General features: G+C 76.1%; 16 protein-coding genes. 9 read left to right on the top strand and 7 right to left on the bottom strand.

Translation table 11 applies throughout. The features are described 5' to 3' along the window. Positions 1-62 precede the first annotated feature (62 nt). The 6 genes from ACFCX4_RS04840 (at position 63) to ACFCX4_RS04815 (ending at position 8,470) form a co-directional block, all read left to right on the top strand. Positions 63-881 carry a polysaccharide lyase gene (locus ACFCX4_RS04840; RefSeq protein WP_376139009.1) on the top strand — a complete coding sequence of 273 codons (819 nt, stop codon included), beginning with the start codon at positions 63-65 and terminating at the stop codon, positions 879-881. Between the two features lie 87 nt (positions 882-968). Next, a complete protein-coding gene (locus ACFCX4_RS04835) occupies positions 969-2,534 on the top strand; it encodes an ABC transporter substrate-binding protein (RefSeq protein WP_376139008.1) in 1,566 nt (521 codons plus the stop codon). Positions 2,535-2,646: 112 nt separating this feature from the next. Then, complete coding sequence (locus tag ACFCX4_RS04830; protein WP_376139007.1) at positions 2,647-3,606, top strand: ABC transporter permease; 960 nt, start codon at positions 2,647-2,649, stop codon at positions 3,604-3,606. Further along, positions 3,603-4,451, top strand: coding sequence for an ABC transporter permease (locus tag ACFCX4_RS04825; protein WP_376139006.1), 849 nt, complete (start codon positions 3,603-3,605; stop codon positions 4,449-4,451). Before ACFCX4_RS04830 ends, ACFCX4_RS04825 begins: the two co-directional genes overlap by 4 nt. Then, entirely contained in the window at positions 4,448-6,337 is a 1,890-nt protein-coding gene (locus ACFCX4_RS04820) for a dipeptide ABC transporter ATP-binding protein (protein ID WP_376139005.1), read from the top strand. Before ACFCX4_RS04825 ends, ACFCX4_RS04820 begins: the two co-directional genes overlap by 4 nt. Positions 6,338-6,451: 114 nt before the next feature. After that, positions 6,452-8,470, top strand: a complete 2,019-nt coding sequence (locus tag ACFCX4_RS04815; RefSeq protein ID WP_376139004.1) for a PQQ-binding-like beta-propeller repeat protein — start codon at positions 6,452-6,454, stop codon at positions 8,468-8,470. Positions 8,471-8,638: 168 nt separating this feature from the next. Here the strand turns inward: ACFCX4_RS04815 and ACFCX4_RS04810 are convergent, their stop codons facing one another. Beyond that, a complete protein-coding gene (locus ACFCX4_RS04810) occupies positions 8,639-9,892 on the bottom strand; it encodes a GNAT family N-acetyltransferase (protein ID WP_376139003.1) in 1,254 nt (417 codons plus the stop codon). A gap of 46 nt (positions 9,893-9,938) precedes the next feature. Continuing rightward, entirely contained in the window at positions 9,939-10,865 is a 927-nt protein-coding gene (locus ACFCX4_RS04805) for an AEC family transporter (protein WP_376139002.1), read from the bottom strand. A gap of 173 nt (positions 10,866-11,038) precedes the next feature. On the opposite strand from ACFCX4_RS04805, the gene ACFCX4_RS04800 reads away from it, so the two are divergent. Then, a complete protein-coding gene (locus ACFCX4_RS04800; RefSeq protein ID WP_376139001.1) occupies positions 11,039-11,494 on the top strand; it encodes an HD domain-containing protein in 456 nt (151 codons plus the stop codon). A gap of 7 nt (positions 11,495-11,501) precedes the next feature. On the opposite strand, the gene ACFCX4_RS04795 is transcribed toward ACFCX4_RS04800, so the two are convergent. From ACFCX4_RS04795 to ACFCX4_RS04780, 4 genes are all read right to left on the bottom strand, one after another. Beyond that, positions 11,502-12,875: a sulfatase gene (locus tag ACFCX4_RS04795; protein WP_376139000.1), complete on the bottom strand. Its 1,374-nt coding sequence runs from the start codon at positions 12,873-12,875 to the stop codon at positions 11,502-11,504. A 1-nt stretch (position 12,876) separates the two neighbouring features. Further along, positions 12,877-13,902, bottom strand: a complete 1,026-nt coding sequence (locus ACFCX4_RS04790; protein WP_376138999.1) for a hydroxyacid dehydrogenase — start codon at positions 13,900-13,902, stop codon at positions 12,877-12,879. Between the two features lie 128 nt (positions 13,903-14,030). Beyond that, positions 14,031-15,251 (bottom strand): ROK family transcriptional regulator, encoded by a 1,221-nt coding sequence (locus ACFCX4_RS04785; RefSeq protein ID WP_376138998.1) that lies wholly within the window; start codon positions 15,249-15,251, stop codon positions 14,031-14,033. Positions 15,252-15,497: 246 nt separating this feature from the next. Continuing rightward, positions 15,498-15,893 (bottom strand): transglycosylase SLT domain-containing protein, encoded by a 396-nt coding sequence (locus ACFCX4_RS04780; protein WP_376138997.1) that lies wholly within the window; start codon positions 15,891-15,893, stop codon positions 15,498-15,500. A gap of 565 nt (positions 15,894-16,458) precedes the next feature. On the opposite strand from ACFCX4_RS04780, the gene ACFCX4_RS04775 reads away from it, so the two are divergent. Continuing rightward, positions 16,459-17,802, top strand: coding sequence for a cytochrome P450 (locus tag ACFCX4_RS04775; RefSeq protein ID WP_376138996.1), 1,344 nt, complete (start codon positions 16,459-16,461; stop codon positions 17,800-17,802). Here ACFCX4_RS04775 and ACFCX4_RS04770 read toward each other — a convergent pair. Beyond that, entirely contained in the window at positions 17,780-18,124 is a 345-nt protein-coding gene (locus tag ACFCX4_RS04770; protein WP_376138995.1) for a hypothetical protein, read from the bottom strand. The two genes, ACFCX4_RS04775 and ACFCX4_RS04770, sit on opposite strands and share 23 nt — an antisense overlap. Positions 18,125-18,252: 128 nt before the next feature. On the opposite strand from ACFCX4_RS04770, the gene ACFCX4_RS04765 reads away from it, so the two are divergent. Continuing rightward, positions 18,253-18,582, top strand: a complete 330-nt coding sequence (locus ACFCX4_RS04765) for a hypothetical protein (RefSeq protein WP_376138994.1) — start codon at positions 18,253-18,255, stop codon at positions 18,580-18,582. Positions 18,583-18,885: the final 303 nt, after the last annotated feature.

Below are 18,885 nucleotides of genomic sequence, written 5' to 3'. Positions count from 1 at the left end.
TCACCGCCCCCGAACCCGTCCCGTCCCCAGTACCCGCACCGCATCCACGAGGAGCACCCGCCATGTCCGCCGTCACCACCACCGCACGCCGCGCCGCCGGCACCGCGCTCGCCGCCGCCCTGCTGACCGGGACCCTCGCCGCCCCGGCGGCCGTCGCGGGCTCCGGCACGGCCGTGAGCACCGCCACCGCGGGCACGACCGCCACCGCGGGCACCACCGTCTTCGCCGACGACTTCGAGTCCGGCACCGTCGCCAACTGGACCCGCCAGCGCGTCGACGGCAACGGCAGCATCACCGTCGCCGGCGCCCCCGCCGGCGGCTCCGGCCTCGCCGCCCGCTTCAGCGTGCCCAACGACGGCCAGTCCTACCGCTCCGAGGTGGCCGTCAACGCCCTCGGCTGGGGCAGCTACCGCTTCGCCCTCGCCGACTACCTGCCCGCCGACTGGGTGCAGACCTCCACCGAGACCATCGTCGCCCAGTGGCACGGCTACCCGCTCTCCGACGGCAGCGACACCAAGCCGCCGATCGCGCTCACCGTCAAGGACGGCAACTGGCGGCTCAAGGTGCACTGGCTGACCGGCCCGACGACCGTCGCCGAGGCCGTCGTCCCGCTGGGCGCCGTGCAGTTCGGGCACTGGAACCAGTGGGCCTTCGACATCACCTGGTCCACCGCCACCACGCCCGGCTCGATCACGGTCCTGCGCGACGGCGTCCAGGTCGGCGCGCACAGCGGGCTCAACAACTACCACCAGAACCAGGCCCCGTACTTCAAGACCGGGATCTACCGCGCCAACTGGAACCCGGCCAAGGGCATCCCCTACCCGACCGGCGGCCCCGACGTGGTGCTCTACAGCGACAGCGTCGCCGTCACCAAGTACTGAGCCGCCCGCCCCGGCCGGGTTCACCCCCCCCGGCCGGGGCGCCCCGGCGCCCACCGAAACCCCGAACCCCCAAGAGGTAGCAGCACCATGAGCGAAGCGGCCCGTACCCTCGGCCTGCCCCGACGGGGCTTCCTCGGCCTGACCGCCGGCGCGGCCCTGCTGGCGGCGGGCTGCCGCTCGGCCACCGACCCGGACGCGGGCGCCGCTCCCGGCGGCACCGCCGCGCCCTCCGCGCCGGACCTGCAGATCGTGTACGGCAGCGCGCCCGACCCGACCCAGCTGCTCCACCGCGGCCCGGACACCCCGGCGTTCGTCAACCTCGTCCTGGACCGGCTGGTCGACCTCGACCCGACGACCCTCCGGCCGGTGCCCTGGCTGGCCACCTCCTGGGAGTGGAGCGCCGACCGCCTGAAGCTGGTGCTCAAGCTGCGCGAGGACGTCACCTTCCACGACGGCCGCGCGCTGGAGGCCGACGACGTCGTCTTCTCGCTGGTCGGCGCCACCAAGTCCTCGCAGGTCAAGCCGCTGCTGGAGCGCCTCGCCGACGTGCGGGCCAGCGCGCGCAACGAGGTCACCCTCACCCTCGCCAAGCCCACCAGCAACCTGTTCGACGCGCTCGCCTTCAACCCGGTGGTGGACGCCCGGACGTACGTCGAGGGCCGGGCGAGCGACACCGTCAACGGCACCGGCCCGTTCACCTGGCAGTCCTTCAAGGGCGGCAACCAGCTGGACCTCGCCCGCCACGAGCGGTACTGGCAGAGCGGACGGCCGCGCTTCGAACGGATCACCGTCCGGTCGGTGACGAGCAGCCAGGCCGCGCTGTCCGCCCTGCAGTCCGGTCAGGGGCACCTGATCGGTGCCGTCCCCGGCCGCGACCTCAAGGTGCTCACGGGCAACCCCGGCTTCACCGTGCAGTCCGCCAAGGCCTCCTACCAGCAGGCCTTCCTCGGCGTGAACGTCGCGTCGAAGCCCTTCGACGACATCCGGGTCCGCCAGGCGCTGCAGCACGCGGTGGACCGCGAGCGGATCGTCGCCCAGGTCTACGGCGGCCACGCCGAGGCCAGCAGCCTGCCCTGGCCGTCCAACACCCCCGGCGTCACCCCGGACCAGGTCACCCGCTACCGGCACGACCCCGAGAAGGCCCGCGGGCTGCTGCGCGAGGCCGGCGCGGAGGGCGCCCGGGTGCCGCTCACCGCCGCCAACTCGCCGATCTTCAGCTCGCTCGTCGAGCTGGTGAAGTACGACCTGGAGCAGGCCGGGTTCGGCGTCGACGTGCAGCTGCTGGACAACGCGGCCGTCCAGCCGAAGATCCAGCAGGGCACGCTGGAGGGCCTGTTCATCGCCAACCACGGCATGGTCAGCGTCTCGCCGCTCAGCGGGATCACGGTCTCCGGGCCGCTCCAGGTCGGCCGGAACACCTCGCACGTCACCGACCCGGCGTACGCCGAGCTCCAGGCCCGGGCCTTCGCCGCCACCGACGACCAGAGCCGGGCGGACGTCAACCACGAGCTCTCCGAGTACCTGCTGGCGCAGTCCTTCCACATCACGCTCGCGCACGCCTGGGAGACCTACGCCTTCGCCTCCTCGGTGCGGGACGTGTCCACCAGCGCGCTGGGCTACCTGAAGCTGACCGACACCCGCCGGGACGGCTGAGCCCGCCCCACCCCCGCCCGGCCGCCGCCCACCCCGGCCCGGCCGCCGGCCGCCCGCCTCCCGGCGGGCGGCCCCGCGTCCGACCACCGACCCGCCCCCTCGGAGAACCCCCGTGCCGTACTGGACCAGAAAGGCCGCCGGAGCGCTGGCCACCCTCTGGCTCGCCTCGGTGGCCGTCTTCCTGCTGCTCCACCTGGCCCCCGGCGACCCGGTCTCCGCCGCGCTCGGCGCCGAGGCCGACCAGGAGCAGCGCGACCACCTCAGCCGTCAGCTCGGGGTGGACCGGCCGCTGCCCGCCCAGTACCTCACCTGGCTGGGCGGCCTGCTCGGCGGCGACCCCGGCCTCTCCTTCCACTACCGCGAACCGGTCACCCGGATGATCGGCCAGAGCCTGGGCTCCACCCTCCAGCTGGCCCTCGCCGCCGGTCTGCTGATGCTCGTCCTCGGCCTGCTGCTGGGCGCCGCGCTGGCCGCCGAACGGCGCGGCCGGCTCGCCCGCCTGCTCGACCCGGTCACCACCGCCGTGCTCGCCCTGCCGGTGTACGTGACGGCGGTGCTCTTCGTCTTCGTCTTCGCCGTGCTGCTGCGGGTGCTGCCCGCCGGCGGCGAGAAGGACCTCCTCACGGCGCCGGACCTCGCCGTGCAGTACCTGGCGCTGCCCGCCGTCGCGCTCGCCCTGCCGGGTTCGGTGGTGCTGGCCCGGCTGCTCGCCACCGAGATCAGGCGCACCCGGCAGGAGGAGTTCGTGCTCACCGCGATCGCCAAGGGGGCCCCGCCCCGGCGGATCCTGCTGCGGCACGTGGTGCCCAACAGCCTCGCGCCGTTCTGCGTCGAGTTCGGGCTCAACCTGGGCGAGCTGCTGGGCGGCGCCGTCGTCGCCGAGCAGCTGTTCGCCCGGCACGGCCTCGGCCAACTGCTGCTGGACGCGATCAACCAGCGGGACTACCCCGTCGCCCAGACCCTGATCATGCTCGCGGTCGCGGTGGCCGTCGTCGTGCAGCTCGGCTCCGAGCTGCTGGTCGGCCGGCTGGACCCGCGGATCGCCCGCGCCGGCACCGGAGAGGCCCGATGAGCGCCACCGTCACGCCCACCGCCGGGGGACGCCGCAGGCCCGCCCTGCCCGCCGCACTGCGCGGCCGGCGCGGCCGGACCGGGGCGGTCCTGGTCGCCCTGGTGGTGCTGCTCGGCCTGCTCGGACCGCTGCTGCTGTCCGCCGACCCCTACCAGCAGGGCCGCGAGGCACTGGCCGGGCCCTCCTGGGAGCACCCGCTCGGCACCGACGAGGTGGGCCGCGACCTGCTCGCCCGCGCGCTGTACGGGGTCCGGATCGAGCTGCTGGTCTGCCTGCTGGCCGTCCCGGCGGCCGCCGTGCTCGGCACCCTGCTCGGCCTGCTCGGCGGGCTGAACCGGCTGCTCGGCGAGGCCGTCCAGCGGCTGTTCGACCTGCTGCTCGGCTTCCACGGACTGCTGCTCGGCCTGGCCATCGCGCTGATCGTGAAGCCGGGGCTCGGCAGCGTCGTGGTCACCGTCGTGCTCAGCGCGCTGCCCGCCTTCGGCCGGCAGGCCCGGGCCGCCCTGCTCGCCCAGCTCGCCCGCGACCACGTGGTGGCCGCCCGGGTGCTCGGCGTGCCGCGCGCCCGCACGCTGCGCCGCTACGTGCTGCCCAACGTCACCGACGCCGCCACCGCGCTGCTCGCCGTGGCGATGGCGCACGCCGCCAAGATCGAGGGCGGGCTGAGCGTGCTGGGCTTCGGCATCCAGCCGCCCACCCCCTCGCTCGGCACGATGATCAACACCGGTAGCAAGTACCTCTTCCTGCACCCCGGGTACGCCTTGGCGCCGGTGCTGCTGCTGGGCCTGCTGGTCTTCGGGCTGACCCTGCTCGCCGACTCGTTCAACCGGGAGAAGCTGCGGTGACCGCGCCGACCGAGACCGTCCGCACCGGCCCGTCCGGCGCCCCCGCCGCCCCGCCCCTGCTGGAGGTGGCCGGGCTGCGTGTCACCGCAGGGCCCCACCAGGTGGTGCACGGCGTCGACTTCACCCTGCGGCCCGGCGAGATCCTGGGCCTGGTCGGCGAGTCCGGCTCCGGCAAGACGCTCACCGCGCTCGCCGTCAACCGGATGCTGCCGCCCGGCTGCCGCACCACCGCCGGCACCGTCCGGCTGGACGGCACCGACCTGCTCACCCTGCCCGAACCCGCCGTGCGGGCCGTCCGGGGCCGCCGGATCGGCATGGTCTTCCAGGACCCGCTGGCCTACCTCAACCCCCGGATGCCGATCGGCCGCCAGCTCGCCGAGGCCGCCCGGGTGCACGGCGCGAGCCGCGCCGCGGCCCGGGCCCGGGCGCTCGAACTCCTCGACCTGGTCGGCATTCCCGAACCGGAGCGCCGATACCGCGACCGCCCGCACGAGTTCTCCGGCGGCATGCGCCAGCGCGTGCTGATCGCCATGGCGATGACCAACCGGCCCGACCTGCTGATCGCCGACGAACCCACCACCGCCCTCGACCCGACCACCCAGGCCGGCATCCTCGACCTGCTCGTCCGGCTCCGCGACGAGACCGGCACCGCGGTGCTGCTGATCACCCACGACCTCGGCGTGGTCGCCCGCACCTGCGACACGGTCCAGGTCATGTACGCCGGACGGATCGCCGAACGCGCCCCGGTGAAGCGGCTGCTGGCCGCCCCGAGGCACCGCTACACGGCGGGACTGCTGGCCGCCGTTCCCCGGCTGGACGGCCCGCCCGGCCGTCCGCTCAGCGTGATCGGGGGCCGGCCGCCGGTCGCCGGGGAACCCCTGCCGGGCTGCGCGTTCGCACCGCGGTGCGCCGCCGCCACGCAGCGGTGCGAGGAGGAGGCGCCCGGGTGGGCGGAGCAACGGGAGGCGGCGGGGGAGCGCGGGTTCGCCTGCCACGTACCGGTGACGGAGGGGGAGGGGTCCGCGGCCGGGAGCGTTCCGGTGGGATCGGTGGCGTCCGTGGCGTCGGTGGCGTCGGCCGAGCGGGCGGAGTCCGGGGAGCCCGACGGGTCCGGAGCGCCCGGGGCGTCGGCGGAGCCGGCCGCCGAGCCGGTGCTGGTCGCCGAGAACCTCACCGTCCGCTACGGCCGCCGCCGGGGCGCGCCCGCGCTCGACGGCGTCGGCCTGACCGCCGCGCGCGGCCGGGCGGTCGGTGTGATCGGCGAGTCCGGCTCCGGCAAGTCGACGCTCGCCCGCGCCCTGCTCGGGCTGCTCCGCCCGGAGTCCGGCACCGTCCGGGTCGGCGGCCGCTCCTGGGACGAGGCCGGCCCGGCGCAGGAGCGCGCACTGCGCCGCCGGGTCCAGTTCGTCTTCCAGGATCCGTACGCCTCGCTGAGCCCGCGCATGACGATCCGGGAGGCGCTCGCCGAGCCCCTGCTGACCCACAAACTGCCGCTGGAGCGCATCGACGAGCTGCGCGAACTGGTCGGCCTCCCTGCGGAGTTGCTGGACGTGCTGCCGCACCGGCTGTCCGGTGGCCAGCGCCAGCGGGTGGCGATCGCCCGGGCGCTCGCCGTCGGGCCCGAGGTGCTGGTGGCCGACGAGCCCACCTCGGCGCTGGACGTCTCCGTGCAGGCGCAGATCCTCAACCTGCTGATCGACCTGCGCCGCCGCACCGGCGTCGGCCTGGTGTTCATCTCGCACGACCTCGCGCTGGTCCGCCACCTCTGTGACGAGGTGCTGGTGATGCGGCACGGCCGGGTGGTCGAACAGGCCCCCGCCGAGCGGCTGTTCGGCGCGCCCGAGCACCCGTACACCCGCGAGCTGCTGGCCGCCGCACAGCACTGATCCCCGGCTCTCCCCGACTGTCCCCGGCCCGGTCCTCCCGCGCCCGGCCGTTCCCCGCCCGTCCCGTTCCCGCTCACCCCGTTCCCGTCCGTCCCCTGCGCCCCGAGGAGCACCATGACGCCGCCCGCCCGACCCTCCCGCCGCCAACTCCTGCTCGGCGCGGGCTCCGTGACCGCGCTGACCACCCTGTCCGCGATCGGCGCCGGGCCCGCCCAGGCCGCCCCGCGCCCGTCCGGCACCCCCGAGGTGACCGGACTCGGGCCGGGCAACGCCGACTTCCCGCTGATGAGCGCCACCCTGATCGGCGAGACGCTCTGGATCGGCTCGCGCAACCTCGCCCCCGCCAGGGTGGTCGGTTACCACGTGCCGACCGGCCGGGTCACCCGCGCCGCCACCCTGCCCACCGGCAACTTCGTGCAGGGCTCCGCCGCCCACGACGGCGCCCTCTTCCTGGGTGTGACGGACGCGCCGAAGGCCGTGAACCTCTACCGCTTCGACCCGGCCGACGGCAGCGTGCGCGGCCTGGTCAACGTCCCCGGCGCCGACGTCCGGGACGTCGCGGTCGCCCCCGACGGCACGGTCTTCGCCACCGGCCGGCAGAAGGGCCGGGCGGCCGGCCCCGGCCTGTACGCCTACGACCCGGCGAGCGGGGTGCTCACCGAGGTCGCCTCACCCGCGCCGGGCGCCACCCAGGGCCGGGCCGTCGAGGCCACCGCGACCCACGCCTACCTGGGCGTCGGCAGCAACCTCGCGGGCGGCGGCGGAGCCACCCTGGCCTCGCTGTTCGCGGTCGAGCGGGCCACCGGCCGGGTCACCGACATCACCCCGCCCGAGCTGGCCGCCGACACCATCGTGCGCCAGATCACCGCCCTCGGCGACGACCTGCTCGCCGTCTCCACCGAGGGCCGGCCGGCCCACGTCGCCTTCCTCGACCCGGCCACCCACACGGTGCTGCGGTCCTTCGAGGTGCCCGGTACCAAGAGCATCACCAACTTCCAGCGCATCGGCGACACCGTCTGGTTCACCTCCACCGAGCACGGCACGGTCTGGCGCCACCGGCTGGGCGGCGACAGCGTGGAGGCCTTCGCGGTGCCCGTCCCGGACGGCAACTCCTGGGGCCTGGGCCGGATCGGCGACACCCTGGCCGGCGTCACCGAGGGCGGTACCGCCTGGACCCTCTCCACCACCACGGGCGCCGTCACCACCACCGACCTGGTCGGCGCGGGCGCGCCCGCGGAGGCGCAGCTCGGCATGTCCGTCGCGGCCCGCTACGGCCGGGTCTACGTCGGGGGCAACGGCTCGGTCGCGCTGCACGACCTGAACGCCGGCACGCTGCGCAAGCTTCCCGTCCCCGGCGAGGCCAAGGACACCGTGGTCCTCGACGACGGCACCCTCTACCTGGGCGTCTACTCCTCGCAGGGGATCTGGCGCTACCGGCCGTGGGCCGACGACGCGCCGGTCCAGGAGGCGAAGCTGCCGCAGGACCAGAACCGGCCCCAGACCATCCGCTGGGACGACGAGCACCGGCTGCTGCTGCTCGGCGTGCAGGCGGACACCACCGGCGGCGGCTCGTTCGTCACCTACCGGCCCGGCAGCGGGCAGCCCACCGTGCACGTCGACCCGCTCGGGCCGGAGCAGTTGGTGCGGGCGGTCGCGGCCGGTCGCGGGCTGGCGTTCCTCGGCGGCGACAACGCCAAGGCCACCGGCCCGCGCGGCGACCTGGCCGCCTGGGACCCGGTGGCCGGGCGCGAACTGTGGCGCACCGCGACCGGCCTCGGCTCCGGCATCAGCAGCCTGGAGGTGCACGGGCACCGGTTGTTCGGCATCACGGTGAACGGGCAGGCCTTCGCCGTCGATCTGCGCACCGCCCGGCCGGGGCGACCGCCGGTGATCGCGGCCAGGGCCGACCTGCGGGCGATCACCTCCGCCAACCCGCGCCTGCTGGTGGCCCGCGGGCGGCTCTACGGGATCAGCGAGAAGACGCTGTTCCGGCTCGACCCCGAGACGCTGGCCGCCACCGTGCTCGTCCAGGTCGACGCCGAGTGGTACAGCGGCGCCCGGCTCGCCGTCGACGACGCGGGCGTGCTCTTCACCCTGCGCGGCCGCGAGCTGATCGCCGTCCGGGACCGCTGACGGCTGATCGCTGACGGCCGACCGTCGGACGGGGGCGGGGCGCCGGCCGGCACGGCGCCCGCTCACCGGGGCGGACGGCACGGGTGCACGGCAGGGGTGAACGGCAGGGGTGAACGGATCCGGCCGCGGGGCACCGCCCGCGGCCGGGGCGCCGGTGCGGCTCGGTGCTCAGTACGCCGGGAACGCCTTCCCGGCCGGGCAGAACGGCTCCCGGGCGCCGCGGAACGCCGTGCCGGCCGCCGCCAGCGCCCCCGGGCGCAGCTCCGCCACCCGCCCGGCGGCGGCGAGCGACGCCAGGGTGGTGCCGCCGAGGTAGGCCGCGCCCAGGTCGGCGGCGGACAGCCGCAGGTCGGCCGGGGCGGTGGTGGGTTCGCAGGAGACCGCGTCGCCGTCGGCCGTCAGCCGGTGGCGCCCGGTGTTCCACGGGCAGAAGTCGTCCCGGACGTCGAGGACGACGTCCAGCGGCGTGCCGTACCGGCGGGCGGCGAGCGCGGGGCCGACGTCCACCAGCCGCACCCAGAGCCGGTCCACCGTGCCGACCCGGGCGGGCCGCGGGTCGGCGAGCAGGTGGAGCAGCGGTTCGTCCGGCGCGCCCTCGTACTCCAGGCGGAAGAAGAGGTCGATCCCGATGAGGTGGTCCCAGAGCGCGGCGTACGCCCGGGCCGATCCGGACGCCACCTCCACGACCCGGACGGCGCTGTGCTCGCCGTCCTCCGCGAACCGGTACAGCGCGTAGCCGTCGGGGCGGCCGTCGGCGTCGCGGTGGACGGCGTACCGCAGGGCGGTCGCGCCGCCGCGGGAGTCCGGGTCGTCCCGCAGCCGGGCGTCCCAGTACGGCTCGGTGCGGTCCGGCCAGCCGGTCCGTTCGCGGCGGACCCGGTCGTAGACGGCGGTGATCAGCGGGCGGGCGCGCGCCGCGTCCAGCAGCCGGACGGTGCCGGGCCCGAGGTCGGTGCCGGGGCGCAGCCGCATGGTGCGCTTGTCGGCGTCGAACAGCGCGGCCCGGGTGGCCGGGCCGTAGCCGTAGCGGCCGTAGATGCCGGCCTCGGAGGCGCGCAGCGCGGCGACCGGTTCGGTGCCGCGCTCGTGCAGGTCGTCGAGCTGGCGGCGCATCAGGGCGGTGAGGACGCCCCGGCGGCGGTGGGTGGGGGAGACGCCGACCCAGGTGACGCCGGCGACGGGGACCTCCGCGCCGGGGACGGTCAGCCGGCGGACGTGGGCGGCGGCCCCACCGATCGGCTCGCCGTCCTCGTCGAAGGCGGCCAGGGCGCGGTCGAGGTCGAGCACGGCCCGCTCGGCGGCGAGTTCCCGCTCGTCGGTGTCCTCCCCGTAGGTGTTGGTGAGGACCCGGGCCCAGGCGTCGAACTCGTGGGCCCGCAGCGGGCGGATGATCGGGCGGAACGGCGGGCTCGCGTCGGTCATCCGCCCTTTCTAGCCCGCTTCGGCGAGCGGCGCGACGGGGTTTTCCTCAGGCCGGGCCGAGCGCCCGGGCGACCAGGGACAGGGTCGCCATCGACACCAGGGTCGAGGCGAGCACCGTGTCCCGGGCGAAGGCGGCCCCGTGGCCGTACTCGCGCGCGTAGGTGAAGACGTTCTGGGCGGTCGGCAGCGCCGAGAACAGCACTACGGTGAGCAGTTGGTGCGGTGCCAGGCCGAGCACCAGGGCGCCGACCGCCCAGGCCGTCAGCGGCTGGACGAGGGTCTTCAGCGCGACCGCCGTGCCGACCTCCAGGGAGCGGGAGGCGCCGGTGACGGCGGGCGGGTGGCGGAGCGAGAGGCCGAGGGCGACCAGGGCGGTGGGCACGGCCGCGCCCCCGAGCAGTTCGCAGGAGCGGTTCAGTTCGACGGGCGGGTGCCACCCGGTCGCCGACACCACGGCGCCGAGCCCGACCGCGAGCAGGATCGGGTTGCGCAGCGGCAGGGTGAGCGCGGCCCGCAGCCCGGCGCGGCCGGAGTCCAGCACGGTCAGCACCGCCGGGGTGACCACCAGGATCTGGAACAGCACCACCGGGCCGACGAAGGAGGCGTCGCCGAGCACCTGGGTGGCCACCGGTATGCCCAGGTTGGCCGAGTTGACGTACCCGGCCGCCATCCCGCCGAGGGTCCGTTCCGGCAGGGCGCGGCCGAACAGCCGGTGCGCGGCGAGCAGCCCGAGGCCGCCCGCCACCACCGTGCCCACCGTGAACGCCACCATGGAGGGGTTGGCGAACCGGTCCAGCGGTGTGCGGCCGATCAGGAGGAACAGCGCGGCGGGCATGGCGGCGTGGAAGACGAACCGGTTCAGCACCTGTTCGGCGTGCTCGCCGAGCAGGCCGCTGCGGCCGAGCAGGTAGCCGGCGCCGGTCAGGGCCCAGATCGGGGCGAAACCGGACAGCAGCGGGTGCAGGCTGGGCATGGCTTCCTCGGCACGGTCGTCGGCGGGCCGGGCCGCCGCCGCGGGAACCCGGCGGGACGGCGGGACGGTGTGACACTGTGACGGCGGGACGGCGGAAGTCAATCAGGTGTGCGAACGGCCGCCGGCGGCAGGTCCCCGCGCGGACCGGCGGGACCGGCCCCTACCATGGCGGGGTGGATCACCTGAGCCTGGCCGAGGTCGAGCGGATCGCCCGGAACGCGCACGCGGGGCAGACCGACAAGAACGGACACCCCTACGCCGAGCACCTCGCGGCGGTCGCCCACGGGGTGGCGGCGCGCGGCGGCAGCGCCGGGCAGGTCGCGGCCGGCTGGCTGCACGACGCCATCGAGGACGACGCCCTGACCCGTGAGTGGCTGGCCGGCGCCGCCCTCGGTGCCGACACCAAGGCCATCGTGGACGCGCTCACCAAGCGGCCGGGCGAGCCGCTGGAGGAGTACACCGCGCGCATCCTGGCCACCCCGGGCGCGCTCCTCGTCAAGCGGGCCGACCTCGCCCACAACTCCGACCCGGCCCGCCTGGCGAGCCTGGACCCGGCGACGGCCGAGCGACTCGCCGTCAAGTACCGCCGCACCCGTGAACTCCTCGGTCTGGACGAGGGATCGGTCTGACGCCCTGTCAGGCCTGCGCCGGACCGGCCGGGGCGGGCACGAAGCGCGCGAACGGGTCGCCGGAGCCCGCGCAGTGGGCGGCCAGCAGTCCGCGGAACCGGTCGAGCAGCGCCCCGTGCCGGGCGTCCACGGCCAGGTTGACCATCTCGCCCGGGTCCCCGGTGAGGTCGAAGAGCTGCTCCCGCCGGTCGCCCCAGGCGTAGCAGACGTACTTGTACCGCGCGTCGCGGATCATCCGGCCGAGCGCGTTGTTGAAGCCGGGCAGCTCCCAGCGGGTCTCCACCACCAGCTCCTCGCGCGGCTCCGGCGCGCGCACGCTGCGCCCGGGGAGACCGGGCGGCACGGGTATCCCGGCGAGGTCGCAGAGCGTGGGCAGCAGGTCCGGGCCGGTGGAGACCAGCCGGTCGCTGACCCCGCCCGGTGTGCTGCCGGGCCCGCTCACCAGGAACGGCACCCGCACCGACTCCTCGAACAGCGCCCACTTCTGGTTCCAGCCGTGCGCGCCGGCGCCGTCGCCGTGGTCGGAGGTGAACACCACGACGGTCTCCCGGCCGCTCCACCGCTCGTGCTCGCGCAGCCCGGCCAGGACGGTGCCGAGGTTGGCGTCCACCCGTTCGACCAGCGCGTAGTACGCCTGCCGGTAGCGCCGCCAGTCGTCCTCGTGCCACCCGCCGGTGGGGTGGGTGTGCGCCCAGGCGCGCTGCGCCAGCCGGGGCAGGTGCGCCTCGTACGGGGCGGGCGGGAAGTTGGCCGGCAGCGGCGGGCACTGGGCGACGGGCGGCGGGGCGGGCAGCGGGCCGGTCCTCGGGTCCTGGCCGCGGGCCCACTCGCAGATGCCGTGCGGTTCGAGGAAGGACACCACCAGCAGGAACGGCCGTGGGCGCGGCCGGTGGAGGTAGGTGGCGGCGGCGCGGGCGAGTCCGGCGTCGTCCCCGGCCGGGTGGATCCGGCGGAAGCCGCGGTCCGGGGGCAGGTCGAGCTCGGGCAGGTGCCACTTGCCGCCGTAGGCGCAGTCGTACCCGGCCTCGGCGAACACCCGGCCCAGCAGCGGCTCCGGGGCCGCGCCGTCCTCGGCGAGCGCCTCGTTGCCGGTGACGCCGAGCGCGCTGGGCAGTTGCCCGGTGAGCAGGCTGGCCCGGGACGGCGCGCAGAGCGGCTGGGCGCAGTACGCCTGGCGGTAGCGGGTGCCGGCGGCGGCCAGTGCGTCCATGTGCGGGGTGGCCAGGTGCGGGTTCCCGGCGGCGCCCATCGCGTCGGCGGTCTGCTGGTCGGTCAGGACGACCAGCACGTCGGGCCGGCGGGCCGGTGCGGGGACCCGGTCGTGCGGGTCACGGCGGTCTGTCGTGTCGCGACGGGTGTCCACGTCGTGCCGGTCGTTCACGTCAGGCCATCCGTTCGTAGGCGCGGCGGTCCAGGGCCCAGCGCAGCGGCTCGCCGAGTGTCCACCGCTCGAACTCACCGACGACCAGGTCGCCGAGGCGCCGCCGCTCCAGCGCCTGGCTGCCCGCCAGGTGCGGGGTGACCACGACGTTCGGCAGGGTGAACAACGGAGAGCCCGGCACCGGCGGTTCAGGGTCGGTGACGTCCAGCACGGCGAACAGGTCGGGCCGTTCGGCGAGCACCGCGAGCAGCGCCGGCTCGTCGAGGACGGCGCCGCGCGCGGTGTTCACCAGGGTGGCGCCGGGCTTCATCGAGGTGAGCAGCCGACGGCCCACCAGTCCCCTGGTCTCCGGCACCAGCGGCGTGTGGACGCTCACCACGTCGGCGGTGGCGAAGAGTTCCTCCAGGCCGACGGCGCGCACCCCGGGCGGCGGTTCGGCGTACGGGTCGTGCGCGACCACCCGCAGGTCGTACCCGGCGAGGCGCTCGCAGACCAGCCGTCCGGTGGCGCCGAGCGACAGCACGCCGACGGTGGCGCCGTACGCGCCGGGGGCCCGGCCGACCCGGACGGGGGCGCGGGCGGCACGGGAGGCGAGTACGTGGCGCCAGCCGTCCTTGAGGGCGTAGACGATCTGCGCGACGGTGAACTCGGCGACCGGGACGGCGTTGGCGTGGGCGGCGGTGACGATCGGCAGGCCGGCCGTCCAGAACTCCTCGGTGGCGATCCGGCGCACCGACCCGGCCGCGTACAGCACCAGGGCGAGCCGGGGCATCCGCGCCAGCGCCGCCGCGTCGAGGACCGGTCCGCCCCAGCCGGTGAACAGCACCTCGACGTCGCACAGCGCGTCGGGCTCGGCGGCGAGCCGCTCGGGGCCCCAGACCCCGCCGGGCGCGGCCTGGTCCCCGACGAGCTCCGCGCGGGCCAGCACCCGGGCGCGCGCCTCGGGGCCGTACACGTCGGGGAACCGGAGCGGGTCCATGGCGAAGGCGGCCGCGAACATCCGGGACTCCTTTGGTCGAATGGCCACGAGGAGTTTCTATCACACTGAGAAATAGTGAGCTTCGGGTGTTCTCCGCGCCGGTGCCCCGTGGGGCGACGGCGGCGGCCCTGAGGGAGGTGACGGCGTGCCGGCTCCCGGTGGCCGGCGCCGGCTCCTCAGCGGGTGATGAAGGTGGCCCCGTCGGCGAGCCGGACGGCCGCCGCCGCGGCCCCCACCAGCTCGGTGGTCGTCGAGTGCACCATCATCAGCCGCGGCGGCACCGGCACCCGCCCCTGCAGCCGGGACTCGATCGCGGGCAGCATCACGCCGCCGCTCTCCCAGAGCAACCGCCCGCCCAGCGCCACCAGTTCGGGGCCGAGGACGCTGGTCAGATTGGCCACCAGCAGGGCCAGGTCGTCGGTGAACTCGTCCACCAGCCGCACCGCCGCCGGCACCCCCTCCCGGGCCAGCCGGAACAGGTCGGCGACCCGCTCGGCGGAGGAGCCCGACACGGTCAGCCCGGCCTCGGCGATCCGCCGGTCGACGGCGTGGTCCCCGATCCGCGCCTGGGTGTCGCCGGTGCGCCCCAGCGGACGGTCCAGCGCCCGGCGGTCGCCCATCAGGTACCCGAGCGCTCCCGCCGAGCCCAGCCGCCCGCGGTGCAGCCGGCCGTCCAGCACGATCCCGGCGCCGACCTCGATCCCGACCACCACGGCGGCGAGGTCGCTCACCCCGGCGCCCGCCTCGCCGTGCCGGACGGCCAGTGCGACCAGGTCGACATTGCTCTCCACCGCCACCGGGACGCCCAGCCGCTCGTGCAGCAGGGTGCGCAGCCGCAGGCCGGGCCAGTCCAGCGCCGGGGCGAACTCCACCAGCCCGGTCCGGTCCCGGACCACTCCGGGCACCCCGACCACCAGCGCCCGCGGCGCGCCCGCGTGCCGTCCGGCCCACTCGCGCAGGCCGTCGACCAGCTCCAGCAGCGGTCCGGTGAGATCCTCGGCGGACGGCTCGCGGGTGCGCTCCGGGCCGAGTCCGGCCGCCCAGTGGTGCTCGGCCTCGTGCAGCACCGCGCCGTGCAGGTCGGCGACCACGCCGATGATCCGGCGCGGGCGCATCGCCACCGCGAGCACCGTCTGGGCCCCGGCGTTGTAGCGGATCAGCTGCGGCGGCCGGCCGCCGCTGGACGGCGCCCGCTCGGCCTCGACGACCACCAGTCCCGCGGTGCGCAGCACCTCGACCAGCCGGTGCACGGTCGCGGTGGACAGCCCGCTCTCGGCCGCCAGCCGCTGCCGGGACAGCGACCCGTGCCGGCGCAGCACCTCCAGCAGGACGGTCTGGTTGACCTGCGCCACGGTCTGCGTGGTGGCGGTCGCCGGGGTGTGCGGGGGCTGGGGCACCGGATGCTCCTCGGGCGGGGCCGGGCGCGGCCCGAACGGTGGCGGACTTCGTCTCGGCCCGAATATATCCGAGCGGTGTCCACCGGGGCGGAACGCCCGAAGGCCCGGCCGCGCGGGTCACGCGCGGCCGGGCTCGACGGTCACCCCGGAGGTCCCTGTCCGGCCCCGGGGTGAGGGGGGACAGTTGGTCGGGAAGACGTGGCGGTGCTGCCGGTACCGGTCGGCCCGGCGGCACAGCGGTGGTCTTTAGTACCAGTGGTGGGTCTGCCAGAACGCCCAGGCGGCGTTCGGGCTGCCGTAGCGGTCGTTCATGTAGTCCAGCGCCCAGCGGATCTGGGTGGTCGGGTTGGTCTTCCAGTCGGTGCCGTGCGTCGCCATCTTGGAGCCCGGCAGCGCCTGCGCCAGGCCGTAGGCGCCCGAGGACGGGTTGGTCGCGGTCACGTTCCAGCTGGACTCGTGGGAGATGATCTGCTTGAACGCGGCGAGCTGGTTGGCGGGCACGATCTGCGCGGCGATCGTCTGCGGCGAGGCGGTCGCGGCGGAGGCGGTGGCGGGCACCAGGCCGGCGCCGAGGGCGGTCAGACCGGCGGCTCCGGCGAGAACGGCGGCCGAGGTGCGCATACGAAGCTTGAAAGCGGGCATGAAGAGAAAGACCTCAATCAGGTTGGGCCGGTGTTCGCCCCGCCCGGACCGTGGCCGGACAGGGGCCGAAACGGTCGCGGGGCGCGCACCGGCAGTCGTTCGAAAGAACCGCACTCCGGTGGGACAGGTACCGGGTGCGGCGGCGACGAGAGCCATTGTTGCCAGACCGGATCGGCTGCCGCCAAGACCCCTCCGCTACGACGCGGCGTCGTAGCCGTCCCGCGCGCCGTCGATTCGAAGGCCGCCCGCCACACCCGCTGACCTGCCGTGTCCTCGGCCGGTCGACACGCTACGCGTGAGCACTACCGTGCGTCGTGGCGACGGAATCCCTGTGAGCGCACTCACCGTTTGGCGCGGCCCGCCGTCACCCACGGCCGCGCCGCCGCCACGTCGTGTCGCGGACGATCTGAGACCGGGGCCACAGCCCCGGCGCCGGGAGTCCGTGTGCGGACGGTGGATTTTGCGCCGGTGATCGACTGAAACGGCTGTGTTGTCGGGGTGTTGCCGTGGATAGCGTGTTCGCACACGTTCTGGTCCGGGGGGAAACGGAAGGGGAGGGACGTCGGTGGGGCACGGGACGGCGGCGGCCGTGGTGCCGCTCGCGCCCGGGGCGGTGCCGGTGCTCGGGCACCTGCTCGGGCTGGCGCGCGGACGCGCGCTGTTCCTGCAGGGGCTGCGGGCCCACGGCGACATCGTCGAGATGCGGCTCGGACGCCGCCCCTACTATCTGCTCAACGCCCCCGGGGCCGTTCACGAGGTGCTGGTCGCGCAGCGCGGCAAGTTCGGCAGGGGCGTCCGGCCGGCCGCCGCCGGTTCCGCGGACCGCCCCGCCGGCTCCGCCGCCCGCGGCGGGCCGGCGCCACCCGGGGCCGCCCCCGACGGCCGCCCCCGGCGGCACACCGCCGCGCCGTCCACGGTCCACCGGGACCGGGAGCGCGATCGGGGGCACGGGACCGGGTACGGCGGAACATTCGCGGCGGTCGCGCGGGAGTGGGCGGGCGGCTGGCAGCAGGGGCGCACCATCGCCACCGAGCGGGAGATGCGCGACCTCGCCGCCGCGATGCTGGTGCCCGTCCTCTTCCCCGCCGCCGGGGAACCGGGCGGCGGCGCCGGGAGCGATCCCGGCCCGCTCGTGCGGGGTGTGCTGCGGGACACCCTGACGCTCCCGGCGACCCCTGGGTCACCGCTCCCGGCGCAACGGGGCTTCCGGGACTCGGCCGCCTCCCTCCGTCGGCTCGCCGGCTCGGCGGTCCGCCGGGCCCGGAGCACCCCGGAGGACGGGGGTGTGCTCGCGCTGATGCTCGCCGCCGAGGACGGGCTGTCCGACGAGGAGGCGTGCGACGAGCTCCTCACCTTCCTCGTCACCGGGGTCGAGACCACGGCCACCACCCTCGCCTGGGCCCTCCACCTGCTCGCCCGCCACCGCGAGATGGCCGACCGCGTCCACGGCGAGGCGCGCGCCGCCGGACCGGGCGCCGCCGCCCCCGCGGACCTGCCGTACACGGCGAGCTTCGTCCAGGAGGTGCTGCGCCTCCACCAGCCGCTCCGGCTGACCGGCCGGCGCGCCCTGGAGACCGTGCGGATCGGCCGCCACGACATCCCGCGCGGCGCCGACGTGCTCTACAGCTCCGCACCCCTGCGCCGTGACCCCGCCCGGTTCGCCGACCCGCTGCGCTTCGCCCCCGACCGGTGGCACACCGGGCCAGTGGGAGGCCTGCCGCGCGCGGCCGACCTGCCCGTCGGGGACGGTCACCGCAGATGCGTCGGGGACGGCCTCGTCTGGGCCGGACTGCTCGCCGCCCTGGCCGCCCTCACCACCCGCTGGCACATCCATCCCGCACCCGAGTACCGCTCCCGCGCCCTCACGGACGGCCTGCCGCTCTCCGTCAGCCCGCGAGCGGAGGCCTGATCCCGTCCGGCCCGGCCCGGCCCGGCCGCCGTCGGACGGGGACGTCGACCCCGGCCTCCCGCAGCAGCCTCGGCGCCGACTCCGTGCACTGCGCGGCGGTCGCGCCGTCGGCCCCGAACGGCGCCGCCGGCCGCCCGCCGTTCGCGGCGGACGTCCACGGCGGCCGGCGGTCCCGGACCCGTTCGGCGTCGACCCGGACCATGGCGTTGATCCCCTGTTCGCCGAGCCACTCCGGGATCAGCAGGGCGACGTCCGCCACCCCGCTGTCGGGATCCGGCTCCGGCCACCGGTTCCTCGGACCCCGGCTTCTCGTGGCGGTCACACCGGCCGACCTGCCGTCGCCCGGCCGGTGGCGGACGCGGGCAGGTGCCGGAGGTGGATCGGACGGTCAGCCGGCTTGAGGCCGAGGCAGTGCCACCGGGGCCGCGGTGGGCCGGCACGGTGCGGCTGATGGCCGACGGCGAGGACGTGGTGGCGGCGGTCGGCGGGGGCGGCCGCCGCCCGTTCACGGCCGAGGTCCTGCCCGCCGACGGCTCCGGCCTCCTGCGGGCGAGCGCGGAGGAGCGGCGTGTGCTCCTGGGCGAACCCGCCTGCACGGCCGGCTGCCGCGGCCCGCGCACGGTCCCGGTCCGACGGCGCGGGGCCCTCGTCGAACGGTCCGGCCGGCAGCTGCCGGCCGCCCGGCCCCTGCTCCCGGACCTCCACGTCGACGCCGGTCGGTACGTCACCGAACCCGCCCGCGCCACGGCGGAACACCACCGGCCGGCCTCCCCGGCGTGACACCGACGTCCCGTTCCGGAAGCCGCCACTCCTCGGCGGGGTGCGGTGCGCCGGCGCCCCGGGTCGATCCGGACGGTGGGGGTGCAGCGCCGGCCGGTGTCCGCGGCGGCGGCGAGCAGCCCGCCCGCGTACGACTCCGCGCTGCGCGGGACGTGGTGGACGCGTGCGGACGGTCGGGCGGAACGCGCCGGGTGGGCCGCTTCGGCCGGGCGGCCGGTGCGGACCGTTTCCGGGGGAATCTTCCACGGGAGCCTGCCGGGGCTGCTCGGCCGCGGCGGGGGGGGGGGGGGCCGCCCCCCCCCC

It is taken from the genome of Kitasatospora sp. NPDC056327, assembly GCF_042261735.1.
GTDB lineage: Bacteria > Actinomycetota > Actinomycetes > Streptomycetales > Streptomycetaceae > Kitasatospora.
This window is presented reverse-complemented; position numbering and strand designations above follow the sequence as displayed.

Bases quoted from the DNA above. Each gene is read 5' to 3' on its own strand.
- ACFCX4_RS04840 (WP_376139009.1), top strand. From the start codon at position 63: ATGTCCGCCGTCACCACCACCGCACGCCGCGCCGCCGGCACCGCGCTC.
- ACFCX4_RS04780 (WP_376138997.1), bottom strand. From the start codon at position 15,893: ATGCCCGCTTTCAAGCTTCGTATGCGCACCTCGGCCGCCGTTCTCGCC.
- ACFCX4_RS04835 (WP_376139008.1), top strand. From the start codon at position 969: ATGAGCGAAGCGGCCCGTACCCTCGGCCTGCCCCGACGGGGCTTCCTC.
- ACFCX4_RS04805 (WP_376139002.1), bottom strand. From the start codon at position 10,865: ATGCCCAGCCTGCACCCGCTGCTGTCCGGTTTCGCCCCGATCTGGGCC.
- ACFCX4_RS04765 (WP_376138994.1), top strand. From the start codon at position 18,253: ATGGCCGACGGCGAGGACGTGGTGGCGGCGGTCGGCGGGGGCGGCCGC.
- ACFCX4_RS04815 (WP_376139004.1), top strand. From the start codon at position 6,452: ATGACGCCGCCCGCCCGACCCTCCCGCCGCCAACTCCTGCTCGGCGCG.
- ACFCX4_RS04810 (WP_376139003.1), bottom strand. From the start codon at position 9,892: ATGACCGACGCGAGCCCGCCGTTCCGCCCGATCATCCGCCCGCTGCGG.
- ACFCX4_RS04825 (WP_376139006.1), top strand. From the start codon at position 3,603: ATGAGCGCCACCGTCACGCCCACCGCCGGGGGACGCCGCAGGCCCGCC.